This is a genomic window from Pseudarthrobacter sp. TE3704, assembly GCF_056279405.1.
In genome coordinates, this window is record NZ_JBWCCJ010000010.1 from 25,209 (window position 1) to 38,182 (window position 12,974).

At 68.8% G+C, this 12,974-nt stretch carries 11 protein-coding genes; 8 read left to right on the top strand and 3 right to left on the bottom strand.

Features of this window, described 5'->3' with window-relative positions; translation table 11 throughout:
* The first annotated feature begins 152 nt into the window (after positions 1-152).
* Both ACZ9BC_RS20795 and ACZ9BC_RS20800 read left to right on the top strand, forming a co-directional pair.
* On the top strand, positions 153-992 hold the full coding sequence (locus tag ACZ9BC_RS20795; RefSeq protein WP_476247592.1) for an alpha/beta fold hydrolase: 840 nt from the start codon (positions 153-155) through the stop codon (positions 990-992).
* Between the two features lie 47 nt (positions 993-1,039).
* The gene (locus ACZ9BC_RS20800) at positions 1,040-1,936 is read left to right on the top strand and encodes a diacylglycerol/lipid kinase family protein (protein WP_476247593.1); all 897 of its coding nucleotides are present in this window, start codon (positions 1,040-1,042) and stop codon (positions 1,934-1,936) included.
* Between the two features lie 42 nt (positions 1,937-1,978).
* Here the strand turns inward: ACZ9BC_RS20800 and ACZ9BC_RS20805 are convergent, their stop codons facing one another.
* Both ACZ9BC_RS20805 and ACZ9BC_RS20810 read right to left on the bottom strand, forming a co-directional pair.
* Complete coding sequence (locus ACZ9BC_RS20805; RefSeq protein WP_476247594.1) at positions 1,979-2,245, bottom strand: hypothetical protein; 267 nt, start codon at positions 2,243-2,245, stop codon at positions 1,979-1,981.
* A gap of 114 nt (positions 2,246-2,359) precedes the next feature.
* The gene (locus ACZ9BC_RS20810; RefSeq protein ID WP_476247595.1) at positions 2,360-2,908 is read right to left on the bottom strand and encodes a hypothetical protein; all 549 of its coding nucleotides are present in this window, start codon (positions 2,906-2,908) and stop codon (positions 2,360-2,362) included.
* Between the two features lie 89 nt (positions 2,909-2,997).
* On the opposite strand from ACZ9BC_RS20810, the gene ACZ9BC_RS20815 reads away from it, so the two are divergent.
* The 4 genes from ACZ9BC_RS20815 to ACZ9BC_RS20830 all read left to right on the top strand — a co-directional run bounded on the left by ACZ9BC_RS20815 (position 2,998) and on the right by ACZ9BC_RS20830 (position 8,571).
* A complete protein-coding gene (locus ACZ9BC_RS20815; RefSeq protein ID WP_476247596.1) occupies positions 2,998-3,690 on the top strand; it encodes an LmeA family phospholipid-binding protein in 693 nt (230 codons plus the stop codon).
* A gap of 149 nt (positions 3,691-3,839) precedes the next feature.
* Positions 3,840-4,862 carry a 3-oxoacyl-ACP synthase III gene (locus ACZ9BC_RS20820; protein WP_476247597.1) on the top strand — a complete coding sequence of 341 codons (1,023 nt, stop codon included), beginning with the start codon at positions 3,840-3,842 and terminating at the stop codon, positions 4,860-4,862.
* Positions 4,856-7,588, top strand: coding sequence for an alpha/beta fold hydrolase (locus ACZ9BC_RS20825; protein ID WP_476247598.1), 2,733 nt, complete (start codon positions 4,856-4,858; stop codon positions 7,586-7,588). The genes ACZ9BC_RS20820 and ACZ9BC_RS20825 overlap by 7 nt, the downstream gene beginning before the upstream one ends.
* Positions 7,585-8,571: an NAD-dependent epimerase/dehydratase family protein gene (locus ACZ9BC_RS20830; RefSeq protein WP_476247599.1), complete on the top strand. Its 987-nt coding sequence runs from the start codon at positions 7,585-7,587 to the stop codon at positions 8,569-8,571. The genes ACZ9BC_RS20825 and ACZ9BC_RS20830 overlap by 4 nt, the downstream gene beginning before the upstream one ends.
* On the opposite strand, the gene ACZ9BC_RS20835 is transcribed toward ACZ9BC_RS20830, so the two are convergent.
* Complete coding sequence (locus ACZ9BC_RS20835; protein ID WP_476247600.1) at positions 8,486-11,200, bottom strand: PEP/pyruvate-binding domain-containing protein; 2,715 nt, start codon at positions 11,198-11,200, stop codon at positions 8,486-8,488. The two genes, ACZ9BC_RS20830 and ACZ9BC_RS20835, sit on opposite strands and share 86 nt — an antisense overlap.
* Before the next feature lie 98 nt (positions 11,201-11,298).
* On the opposite strand from ACZ9BC_RS20835, the gene ACZ9BC_RS20840 reads away from it, so the two are divergent.
* Complete coding sequence (locus ACZ9BC_RS20840) at positions 11,299-12,144, top strand: hypothetical protein (protein ID WP_476247601.1); 846 nt, start codon at positions 11,299-11,301, stop codon at positions 12,142-12,144.
* Positions 12,145-12,300: 156 nt separating this feature from the next.
* Positions 12,301-12,933 carry a dihydrofolate reductase family protein gene (locus ACZ9BC_RS20845; protein ID WP_476247602.1) on the top strand — a complete coding sequence of 211 codons (633 nt, stop codon included), beginning with the start codon at positions 12,301-12,303 and terminating at the stop codon, positions 12,931-12,933.
* The last annotated feature ends 41 nt before the right edge of the window (positions 12,934-12,974 follow it).

Sequence of the window (12,974 nt, forward strand, 5' to 3'; positions counted from 1 at the left end):
GTCCGACGGCGGGCCCAGCTTGGGTGCTTCAGCGGAGGACCAGCAGGCAACGCCGCCGCCGTGAGCGGCCTGTGCATTGACGCGGACATGGCCGTGGAGAAGACTGCATCCCTAGGCTTTACAAACGAAGCAGATACCCCGTGGAGGCGGCCATGCTCCTGGACAGCTCTTCGACCGTGGTTGAGACGAACCTGGGTCCCATCCAGGTCCGCCGGTCCGGCGCGGGAAAGCCGGCCCTGCTGTGGCACAGCCTGTTTATGGACTCCAGCACCTTCGAGGGCGTGGTGGAGGACCTGTCGAAGGAGCGGGAGCTTTTCCTGCTGGACGGGCCTGGCCACGGCGGGAGCCCGGGTCCGCGAAGGCTCTATTCACTCCAGGACTGCGCGAAGGCCGCCGCGGAGGTCCTCGAAGCGCTGGGCGTTTCGGCGCCCGTGGATTGGGTGGGTAACGCGTGGGGCGGGCACGTGGGCATTGTCTTCGCGGACAGCTTCCCGTCGCGCTGCCGGACGCTGACCACCATCGGGACACCCCCGTACCCGCTGTCCAAGGCCGAGCGCCGCCGGTCGTCCCTGCTGGTGTACCTCTTCCGCGTTCTGGGACCCGGGCCGTTCAGTTCGATGGTCGTGGACGCCCTCGCTGGCAAGGGTTCGGCCAAAACCGAGCCGGCTGCTGCGGCGGCCATCACGGAGTCGTTCCGCCGGGGCGACAAGATGGGCAAATACTGGGCCATGCAGTCCGTCATGCTGCACCGTCCGGACCTCCGCCCGGTCCTGCCGCGGCTTCAGGTGCCCGCCCTGGTGCTGGCCAGCAGAAACGACGCCTTGCTCGATATGGCGGAGGCTGAGCGGGCGGCGCACACCATTCCGGACGGCCGGTTCATACAGGTGGCGGGAGGCGGCCACGTGGCGCCGCTCCTCGTGGCACCTGCCGAAGTCACCCGGCACATCCTGGCCTTCTGGTCGGAAACGGGGAGCGGGGACGCCGCACCCTAATTCCGCGGGGCCCACACGGCCGCCGCTACCGTGGGAGGATGGGCGCCATGGCTGATGACCCCGCACCTGCCGGCCCGTTCGACAGGGTAGTCCTGATTTTCAATCCGTCCAGGGCCGGAATGGCCAGCCGGATCGATGCCCTGCAGCAGGATATCGCCGCTGAGCTGCCGGGTCTTCACGTTGAGCTGATGCCAACAGATTTTGCGGGGCATGCCCGTGACCTGGCGCGCTCCGCGGCCGCGGAAGGAGCCCCGCTCATCGTTTCGGTCAGCGGCGACGGCGGGTACAACGAGGTTGTCAACGGCGTCCTGGAGGTCCCCGGCAGCAGGGCGGTGTGCACCGTCCTCCCTGCCGGCAACGCAAATGATCATCACCGGAGCATGCCGGAAAAGTCACTGATGGAGGCCCTCCACGGGAACCGGGTCCGCCGCATCGACCTGCTGCGCATCACCTTTCGCGGTCCGTCTCGGGAGCAGGTTCACTACGCCCACTCCTACATAGGGTTCGGGCTTACGCCGTTGATGGCCATCGGCATCGAGAAGGGCGGCAAGGGGAAAATACTCGAACTCATCTCGGTTGCCCGGACGCTCTCCGGCCTGAGGCCGTTCGAGCTCGTGCGCGACGACGGGGCCACCGCGCGCTTCGACAGCCTGATCCTGGCCAACATTTCACGAATGGCCAAGTATGGAACGGTCAGCGAGTCCCACCACCCGGACGACGGCCGGTTCGAGGTGGTGACCCTGCCCCATGCCGGGCGCTGGAAGATGGCGCTGATGACCCTTCGGGCCGTCACGCTGGGACTGGGGCGTCAACCCAGCGTCAGCAGTTATGCGTTTACAACGCGGAACGCTGTTCCTTGCCAGATCGACGGCGAAGTGGTCCACGTCCAAGCCGGCACCCACGTCCTGGTGGAAAGTGCCAAAGGAGCCCTCGACACACTCTGACGAAACGTCACAGGGCTGGATTGCCGGTACGGCGTCCGGGGTCTAGGGCTGCACAGAGTCGAAGAAGGTGTAATCGGTGTTCGGGTGCCCGGTTTCGGCCTCGCGCGATTTCATCCGGATGAAATCCACGTCCTGTTGCCCGAGCGCGGTTTCGCCGTGGAGATCCTGGTGGAGGGGCTGGCCCGTGGCCGCAACGATCTCCGCGGACAAGGTCCGGGGAAGGATCACGCAGCCGGGGTTATCAATCAGCCACTGGGTAACGGTGGAAGGAAGCCGGTGCCACTGGTCGCGGATGCTGCTCTCGGTCATTGAGGGTGCCTTTCAGGGCTTTCGTGCACGGGCTTTACATGGCGTCCGACGTACCCGGAGTCTACGCCCTCTTGACGCGCTAAAGGGCGGAGAAGCCTAAGTTAATCCAGGCAGCTATGCCCACCCGAGGGCTGCCGGCCCCGGTACCGGGTGCAGGACCGGGACGTCTGCCGGGATCTCCGGCGCTGCGCCGGGTGTGGACGGGGCCGAATCACCGAACAGGGGACGCCGGCCGGAGCGGTAAGCGGAGTCGATGACGGGTTCGAGTTCGTCGAACACGGTGCGGTTCCCCGGGAGAACCACATGTGCCAGGAATTCCGATTCCAGGGTGGTAATGCCTGCCGCCACTGCCGCGAGTTTGGCATCTATTGCCAGGGCCAGGGCGTGCCAACTCCTGCGGTTGGCCCGTTCAAGGATTTTTGCCTTCGCTTCGCGGACAGGGCCCTCCGCTGAGTCCCCCCGGCCGAGGGAAGTCTCGTCGGATTGCGACTGGGAAAGGACGATGCGGAATTGCCTCCCGCCGCCCCTGAAGGCGATGGCGCTCCGGTGCCCGCGTTGACTGAAAAGCACGTCGGTGGCCCCGGAGTCCACGAGCGCCCGTCTGATATGTTCCCGGGAATCTCCGCCGCTGAAGGAGTCGCCCCGGGTATAAGGGATTGTCATGGTCCAACTATGCGCCTTTCGGCTGCCCGATCATACGCCACCATGACGCGGCGCCGTCCGAACGCTGCTCAGCCACCCATACTGTCCTAGTGAAGTGGACACGTGCGAAGGATTGGCTGATCGGCGCCGGCGGGATGGTTTTCCTCCTGGCGGTCGCGGTGGCGATCATGTGGTGGGTGGCGAGCAGTCCGGCCGGCGGGGGTGAGGCGAACCCCGTGCCGCCGTCAACCGGGGGTACCGAGCGTGGGTCAGATGCCGAGCCTCCGGCCGGCCTGGGCGGGGACGAGGTGTGGCTTGCCGACATCGAGCTGGACGCCGGGACAGTGGTGGCTTCGGGCTCAACGCTCCGTGACGTCCGGGCCGTGGGGCAGGACGTGATCACTGGGCCGGACGGGCTGGTGGCCGCACGGCTCGCGGTGGATGCCACGGTACCCTTCGAGGTTGTGGCCGACGAGCTCGGCGGGGGGTCCGTGGTCCGCCCCGCCGGCGGTGGCCAGGCCACTGTGGTCCGCACCGTCGAGGCCCTGGGCCGCGAACTGCGCGTCACCGCCACCGGCAATGTGGAGGTAGAGGGCGGCAAACTCGTTGTCGAGCCCAGCTCAATCGATGTGGGCGGGCCGGACTTCCTCTCCGGCGCCACCGCCGCCGTCGTGCGCACATTCGTCACCATCGAACACAGCATCGAGGGCCTGCCCGAAGGCCTCGTGCTCGAGGACGTCACCGTCCAGGATGACGGCTTCCGTACCAGCCTCCGGGGCGGGAACGTCAGGCTTGTCCCGTGACATCGCACGAACAGCTCTTCCACTCCCGGTTGGCGGCCCGCCGATGCGCCTGTAACATATCCTAAGCATGCTTACCATCGCGTTTCGGGTCAGTCGGCTAACGTACTGTCAGCGCATGGCTGCAGGACGGAAACGAACAGGGGCTTGAATTGGCAGGAAATGCAACCTTCCGGCACAGCAACACAGCGTTGCTTTCGGTGAGCAGTGTCGAAGCTCCACGGATTGTGAGTTCCACGGATTTCGACCGCAGGTTGGCGTCCACCCTGCACCGGCTCAAGTTCCCGCCCCGGCTTCTTGAGCGTGTTGCAGGCGTCACACACCGGCGCTGGTGGGCGGCCGGGACGTCGTTCGATGATGCTGCCACGGAAGCGGGTGCGAAGGCCCTGGCCGAGGCCGGAGTGGAACCGTCCGACGTCGGCCTGCTGATCAACACCTCGGTCACGCGGCGGAACCTTGAGCCGTCCGTCGCGGTGAAGATCCACCACGGGCTGGGGTTGCCGTCGTCGGCCATGAACTTCGACCTGGCCAACGCCTGCCTGGGCTTCGTGAACGGCCTGACGTTGGCGGCCAACATGATCGACTCCGGCCAGATCAAGTACGCCATGATCGTCAACGCCGAGGATGCCGAGGCCACGCAGGAGGCCACGCTGGCCCGTCTCCAGCGGCCCGAGACCACGCGCGAGGACTTCAACCGCGAGTTCGCCACGCTCACCCTGGGCTCCGGAGCTGCCGCCGCCGTCCTGGGCCCGGCGGACCAGCACCCGGGTGCGCACCGGATCGTCGGCGGTGTGATGCGCGCGGGCACCGAACACCATGAGTTGTGCGTGGGCGGCATTGACGGCATGGCCACGGACACGAAGGGCCTGCTCGACGGCGGCCTGCAGCTTGTGGTCGACGCCTGGCACGAAGCGCGTCCGGAGTGGGACTGGACGGACATGGACCGTTACGTCACGCACCAGGTGAGCAACGCCTACACGCAGGCCATCATCGACGCCATCGACCTGGATCCGGCCAAGGTGCCCATCACCTTCCCGCACTGGGGCAACGTGGGCCCGGCGTCGCTCCCCATGACCCTCGCCGCCGAGGCGCAATCCCTTGAAGCGGGGGACCGCGTGCTCTGCATGGGCGTCGGGTCCGGGCTGAACACCGCCATGATGGAAATCGTTTGGTAGCCGCAGGCTGGCCTGGCGTCGATCCGGAGTGGTCGCGCGACGTCGATGTCGTGTCCACGTCCGGGACCGATGCGCCCGGCACGGTGCGCCGCTGGCATCTGCTGGACAACGGCGCACAGCTCGCCCGGCTCGGCCTGGCCCCCGCCGGCACCCTGCTCTGCGTGCATGGCAACCCCACCTGGTCCTACCTGTGGCGGACGCTGCTGGCAGCGGGATCGGATCCGGACCACCCATGGCGCGTTATTGCGGTGGACCAGCTGGATATGGGCTTCTCGGAGCGCACCGGCACCTTCCGCCGCTTGGCGGACCGGATCAACGACCTCGGTGACCTGACGGACGCACTTGGCCTGGACGGGCCTGTGGTGACGGTGGGCCACGACTGGGGCGGGGTGATCAGCCTGGGCTGGGCCCTGGCACACCCGCAGCACCTCGCCGGGGTGGTGCTGACCAACACGGCCGTCCACCAGCCCGCGGGGTCGGACATCCCGCCGGCCCTGCGGCTTGCCCTGCACCCCGCCGTGCACCAGTGGGGAACAACGACGTCGGACGCCTTTCTGCGGGTGACCCACTCCTTGGCACACCCGCCGCTGCCCGCCGACATCCGCAACGCCTACATGGCCCCCTACCGGGGAGCCGACAGACGGGCCGGCGTGGGAAACTTTGTAGCGGACATCCCCGTGGACGCCTCCCACCCCAGCTTCCCGGCGCTCAGCGGCGTGGCGGAAGGGCTCCACGGATTGAAAGTGCCCGCGCTGATGCTCTGGGGTCCCAAGGATCCCATCTTTTCGGACCGGTACCTCAAGGACCTCATCACCCGGCTTCCCCACGCCGACGTGCACCGCTTCGAAGGCGCCGGCCACCTCGTGGCAGAAGACCGGAACATTGCCGCGCCGGTTTTCCAGTGGCTTGCCGGAAACATAGGTGCACACGACAGCAGATCCCCGGAAGCGGAAGCCATTACGGCCGGGAGCCAGTGGCCGAAGGACACAGCCAAGCCGCCGCCGTCGGAATTCCGGCCCCTGTGGGACCTGCTTGAAGAGCAGGCAGCGGGCCCGGCCGGAGCCGATACCGCCGTCGCGGAAATGGCGCCGGACGGCACAGTGGCCCGCTCGCTCAGCTGGCGGCAGCTGGACCGGAACATCCTGGACCTCGCCGCGGGGCTGCGGGACGTCGGAGTGGGAAGCGGCAGCCGGGTCAGCCTGATGGTTCCGCCCGGCGTGGACCTGACCGTAGCCCTGTACGCGTGCCTGCGTCTGGGCGCCGTGGTGGTGGTGGCCGACGCCGGACTGGGAACCAAGGGCCTCAGCCGCGCCGTGAAAGGTGCCACCCCCGACGTCCTCATCGGCATCGACAAGGCGCTGGCGGCGGCCTCGGTGCTCGGCTGGCCGGGACGGCGGATCAGCGTGCGGGACCTCCCGGCCGCCCGCCATCGGATGCTGGGGGTCGAAAACTCCCTTGAGGCCCTGACGCGTTCCGGTGCCGGCCGCAGCAGTCGGCAGTTGGTGGACGGCGTGGATCCGGATGCCCCGGCCGCCGTCCTCTTCACGTCAGGCTCCACCGGCCCCGCCAAAGGCGTGCTCTATACGCACCGGAAGCTGGCTGCGATGCGGGACACGGTGGCAGAAACCTTCGGCATCCCTTCCGGCGCCCGGCTGGTGGCGGGCTTCGCCCCGTTCGCCCTGCTGGGGCCGGCGCTTGGAGCGGTATCGGTGACGCCCGCCATGGACGTTACGGCGCCCCGCACCCTGACGGCCAGCGCCCTCGCCGACGCCGCCGCGGCCATCGACGCCACCGTGGTCTTCGCCTCGCCGGCGGCTTTGCGGAATGTCCTTGCCACCCGGGGTGGTGTGAGTGCCGCAGGTCGAAGAGCGCTGGAAGGTATCGGGTTGCTCCTGTCCGCCGGCGCGCCTGTCCCGCAACCGCTCCTGGCCGAGGTGCAGCGGCTGCTGCCCGGCGCCTCGCTGCATACCCCGTACGGAATGACCGAGGCGCTGCCCGTCACGGACATCAGCCTGGGACAGATCCAAGCCGCCGACGCCGATGCTGCCGCCGGCACTGAGAGTTCTGCTGGTGCTGAGACTTCTGCCAGCGCCGTAGCGGGAGCAGGCAACGGCGTGTGCGTGGGGTGGCCGGTGCACGGCGCCCGGGTGGCCGTCGTCCCGCTGGCAGCGGACGGCACCGCACCCGGGTCCCACCCCGTAACGGAGCCCGGCGTCACCGGCGAGATCCTGGTCAGCGCCCCGCACGTCAAGGAAGCGTACGACAGGCTCTGGCTGACGCAGCAGGAGAGCAACCGCCTGCCCGGATGGCACCGCACCGGCGACGTGGGGCACTTCGACGCCGCCGGCCGGCTCTGGGTGGAGGGACGCCTCGCCCACGTGGTCACTTCGCCCGGAGGAGTGGTGACGCCGGTGGGCGCCGAACAGGCCATCGAACGGCTCGACGGCGTCCGGCTGGCGGCGATCGCCGGGGTGGGACCTGCTGGCACCCAGGCCGTGGTCGCCGTCGTCGAGACCGTTCCTCCCGCACGGAAAGCCGGCCCTGCCGGGACGCAGTTGGCCGGGGATGTGCGGAGGGCAGCCCTTGAGTCCGGCGTCGAGGTCTCGGCCGTGCTCGAGGTCCCCGCCCAGCCCACCGACATCCGGCACAACGCCAAGATCGACAGGACCCGGCTGTCCCGCTGGGCGTCGCGGGTGTTGGCCGGCGGCCGTCCGGGAAAGCCGTGAGGGTCCTCGTCACCGGGGCAAGCGGGCTGCTGGGGGGAAAAGTTGCCCGGCTGCTGGTGCGCCAGGGCCATGACGTGGCCACCTTCCAGCGCCGTCCGTCAGGGGTCGACGGCGCCACAGACGTCAGGGGGTCCGTCACGGACGGTGAAGCGCTCCGGGAAGCAGTCCAGGGCGCCGAAGGGGTCATCCACCTGGCCGCCAAAGTTTCCTTCACGGGCCGTGCCGCTGAGTTCGACGAGGTCAACGTCGAAGGAACCCGCCGCCTGTTCCATGCCGCCCGTGCGGCCGGGGTGCGGGACGTGGTGTTCGTGTCCTCCCCGTCCGTCGCCAACTCCGGCGCCGCCATCGCGGGGCTGGGCGCGGACCCGGCGGACCCGGAGCACGCCCACGGGGACTACTCCCGCACCAAGGCTGAGGCGGAGCTGCTGGCGCTGGCAGCGGACGCACCTGATTTCCGGGTCACAGCGGTGCGCCCCCACATCGTCTGGGGCCCGGGGGACACCCAGCTGGTGGAACGGGTCCTGGCCCGCGCCAGCCGTAAGCGCCTGCCGCTGCTCGATGCCGGCGCGGCCCTGATCGACACCACGTACGTGGACAACGCCGCCGCGGCTATCGTCGCCGCGCTCCACCGCATGGACCACGTCCACGGCAGGGCCCTGGTGGTCAGCAACGGGGAGCCCCGCCCGGTGGGTGAGCTGCTGGCGGGCATCTGCGCCGCGGGAGGCGTCCCCGCGCCGTCGTGGTCCGTGCCCGGTGTTGTGGCGCGGGCGGCGGGAGCGGTGGTGGAAAAACTGTGGACCTGGGCCGGACGGCAACAGGAGCCACCGATGACCAGGTTCCTCGCCGAGCAGCTCTCCACCGCCCACTGGTTCGACCAGCGCGAAACCCGGGAGCTTCTCAGCTGGACCCCCGACGTCTCCATCGATGAGGGCCTGGCGAGGCTGGCCGAGCACTACCGTTCCCGGCCTGCCGCTCGGGGGTGACCGTCCCGGCGTCGCCATCCACCGTGATCCGCTGGCCGGTGGCAAGCCGCTGCGTGGCAACTCCGGTGCCGAGGACGGCGGGGATGCCGTACTCGCGGGCCACGATGGAACTGTGGCTCAGTGGTCCCCCAACGTCGGTCACAACAGCGGAGGCCATCGCGAAGAGTGACGTCCACGCGGGAGTGGTAATGCGGGCCACCAGGACGTCCCCGGGCTCCATCTGACCGAAGTCCTGGGGCCCGGCCAGGACGCGCGCGGGAGCGGTGACCCGGCCCGCGCTGGCCCCGGCGCCCTTGATGACGTCGCCGTGCTGGTGCTGCGAGCCTGCCGGCATCATGGACCCGAAGGCCCGTTCCATCCACCGGCTCTCGGGCAGCATCTGCGGGGCGGCGGCCTTCGCCTGGCCGCGCCAGAGCATCCGGCGTTCCTCGACGGCGGCGGCGCGGACGGGCCGGCCGGCTCCAGAAATGGTCACGCCCGCCCCGGCCGCGGCATCAGCGAGGCCGAATTCGACGGCGCTCCGCAGCTCCTGGTAGCGCAGCCAGAACACGTCGTCCGCCCCCGCGATGACGTCGGAACCCACCAGCCGGGTCCCGAGTTCCAGCAGCATCCGCCGCAGCAGCGGCCAGGCAAGCCCGACGTCGGCCAGTGCGTCTTCGCGGATCGGCGCCGTCTCCTGGGCCCAGCGGAGCAGCCGGAGGAACGCGGCCCGGCGGCGCGGTCCAAGCCGGGCAACCATCTGGCGGGTGAGCTCCTCCCGGCGTTCGGTGGAGAGCCGCTGCCGCTCATGCGGGTCGGTGCCCTGCCCGCGCAGGTAGAACTTCACCGTCTCCAGCAGGGCGGACGGATCGTCGGCTGGCACGGGGCTGGCGAAGTCCAGGTTGTAGACGGCGTGGCCGTAGAGGGCCAGATGCTCCTGGAAGGCGATACGCCATTCCTGCCACAGGACTCCGTCCACACCTTCGGGCGCGGAACCGGTGCGCTGGCGCTCGGCGAGTTCCGCCGTCGGCCGTTCCAGCAAAGCAGTCGTCAGCCCGGGGTCGCTGCGGGCCCAGCCGGCGAGGTCGTACAGGGACTTCTCCGCGCGGATGGGTTCGCTGTCATAGCCGAGGAGGAATGTCTGGGCCGGGGGATCGCCATCACGCCGGACCAGCTTGTCGTAGAACGCCCGGAAGGAGAGCTCGCTGGTGGCGGCGAGCGGAATGATGGACTGCACGGCTGTGTAGTACACGGTGCCGGCATCCAGCAGCGCCTGCACGCCCGCCAGCAGTTCCGCGCCGGTGAGCTGCGCGGGCGGCATCGCGGACCAGTCTTTGATCAGCCGCTCGTACCGGGGATGGGAGAACTCGCGCCAGCCGGCCACTCCCATGTGCGCCTTGCCGCGGGCCAGCGCCCCTACGGCCGCCGGCGCTTTGCCCATCATCCGCCACATGCCGGAGGTGCGGTAATAGTAGTAGGCGTAGCCGTTGATGGTGGGCAGCCCGACGTCGCCGTCGCGGATCACGTTCTTGCCCAGGGCCTCAGCCAGCAGGGCTTTCAGCGACCGCGCCACGGACCCGTCAACCATGTCGGCGAACAGCGGTGAGAGCGGATCGGGCAGCTGTTCCACGATGCTCGCGCGGAAGTAGAGCCCCTTGGCATAGGGCAGGGGCCAGGTCTCCGGGGTGTCGGCCGCCGGGTCCGGCAGCGCCGTGATGGGGCGGGACTGCAGGATGAAGAAACCGTCTGCGGTGCGCGCCCACTCGATGTCCTGCGGCGTCCCGAAATGCTCCGTGATCCGCTGTCCGTACCCGGCCAGCTCGGCCGCCGCGCTGTCATCAAGGACGGGCTCACGACGGCGGGCTGCCGCCACCGGCTGCTCCCGGGTCCCGTTCTCCGCGTAGACGGTCATAACGTCCTTGTCGGCTGTCTGCCGGGAGACCACGGTGCCGGTCCCGGCGTCGACCACCACGTCATCGGTGGTGACCGTCCCGCTCGCCACCGATTCGCCCAGGCCCCACGCGGCACTGATCACCGTCTGGTCCCGCCGCCCGTTGGCGGGGTTGGCGGTGAACATGACCCCGGCGGCCCCGGCCTCCACCTTCAGCTGGATCACGACGGCGAGGCGCACCTCGTCCGGTGCCACGCCTTCGCGGGCACGGTAGGCCATGGCGCGGGCCGTCCAGAGGGAGGCCCAGCAGCGGATCACCGCTTCCGCCAGGGCCTCCGCGCCGCGGACGTTCAGGTAGGTTTCCTGCTGCCCGGCGAAGCTGGCCGAGGCGAGGTCCTCGGCGGTGGCGGAGGAGCGCACCGCCACTGCTGCGTCTTTGCCGTCGAGACGCCCGTAGGCTGCGTTTAATTCTGTTGCGATCCGGGCCGGCATGGCGCCGCTCGTGAAGAGGGCGCGGATCTGATCCGAGGCGTCCTCGTAGTCCTGCGGCGACGCCTGCGGCGGCAGTGCGGCCACGTCTTGGATCGCCGTCGCAAGGTCGTTGTCAGCGACGAAATCAGCGTAGGCGGCGGTGGTCAGGACGAACCCCGGCGGCACCGGAAGCCCGGTCTGGATGAGGCCGCCCAATCCGACGGCCTTGCCGCCGGCCACGGAGAGGTCGTCGGGTCCCACGTCGGCCAAAGCGGTTACATACGTCATGAATCGCGCGTCCTTGCTGCCCGGACGGGGCACCTGGAGTGAACCTGATCCTCCACATACTGGCACTGCCGGAGGCGGCAGGCCATAGACTCGGACCCATGTCAGCTCATGGGGGAGCGCCGGCACGGCGCGGGGGACTTTTGTTCGGTGTGGCCGTTCTGGCGGTTGCCCTTGCCGGCTGTGAGTACGCCGGGCCGGAGGATCAGGCGGCTGCGGCGTCCCCGCCGGCGGCAACACCGCAGCCGCGGTCCTTCGAGGAAAACGTCGATGAAGTGGTGCGCCTGCTCGAGGCTTCCCCGGCGGACCCCGGCATGCCGTCCGAGGCGGAGCCGGCGGGCAAACTGACGCTGGATCTGGCGCCCGGAGACTACATGATTACAGGCGCCTGCGCCGGGGTGCACGGAGCAAAGCTCACCATTGTGGGGGCTGACGGCGTGCCGGAGGCATCGGCCTTTGAGTGCGACTCTGCGCTGGACCGGTTTCACAGGCACCGCGGCGGACCCATCACCATCAGTGCGGTCCCGCCTGTGGGCAAGCCGTCCGCAACGGGGGTCAAGGTGCAGACCAACCCGGACCGCAGGGCTTCGGAGCTGGAGGACTTGTCCGAGTGGTCAGCGGAGCAGCTGCAGCCGCGTTTGCCGGGAGAGTTGCGCGGTACCAGCGGCGGCAACACGACCAGCACGGGAACGCTCATGGCTGAACCGGGCGAGTACGAACTGCACTTCGTCTGCACAGGACCGAGCTTTGCTGAGCTGTCCGTGTCCACGTCGGCGGGTGCTGAAGTCCTTGCCCCCGTGCGGGTCCCGTGCGACGGGCAGGCCGTCATAACGCCCATGCAGCTGCCCACTGAGGGAGCAGACCTCACGATGAGCCCGGATGACGGTGTGCACGGCCGCTTCGCCTACCGGCTCGTGCCAGCCGCCGAGTCCAGGTTTTCGGGATAGAAGCGCGGGCCAGGAGTCCCGCTTGATAAGCACACCTTCATGACGACGGACCGCATAGGTAGCGGTGCCTCAACCGCAGGGTGGAAACTGGTCGGGCTGACACAATCCCGTTTACATCCCGCACCTGTACCTATCGCCGGAGAAAGTGAGCAGGACATGGAATTGAAAGTCACCATGAACGTCACCGTCGATGGCGTCATGCAAGGCCTCGGTAGTCCCGATGAGGATCGTCGGGGCGGCTTCGAACGCGGGGGCTGGGCCGGGCCCCTGCTGGACCCCGAGTCCCGCAACTACCTCAACGAGGTATACGGCAACGCCGCCGCATTCCTCTTCGGCAGGTGGACGTACGAGGTCTTCGCCGGTTCCTGGGGTTCGGGGATGGCCGACGCTACGGAAGATCCGGTCGCTGCGGCGCTGAACAACCGCCCGAAGTACGTCGTATCAACCACGCTTTCCCACCCGCAGTGGGAACCGACGACTGTCCTGACCGGTGACATTGCATCACATGTTCGGAAGCTGAAAGAGGAGGGGGAGGGCGACCTGGTTGTGCCAGGCAGCCTCTCCCTCGTCCGCTGGTTGCTTGCCAACAATTTCGTGGACCAACTCGACCTGACTGTCTATCCCGTGGTCATCGGACAGGGCAACAGGCTGTTCCCGGAGTCCGGGCCGGACTACAGGCTCGAGCTGCTGGAGTCGTCCACTACATCCCGCGGCCTCGTCATCCAGAAGTACCGGCCCGCCGGCCGGCCGGAGTACGGGGTAGCTGCAGCGACCTGGACCGAGACGTAACAGCCCGGAGCGTCGTCTGGGCAGCGTTGCCAGGCTTGGCG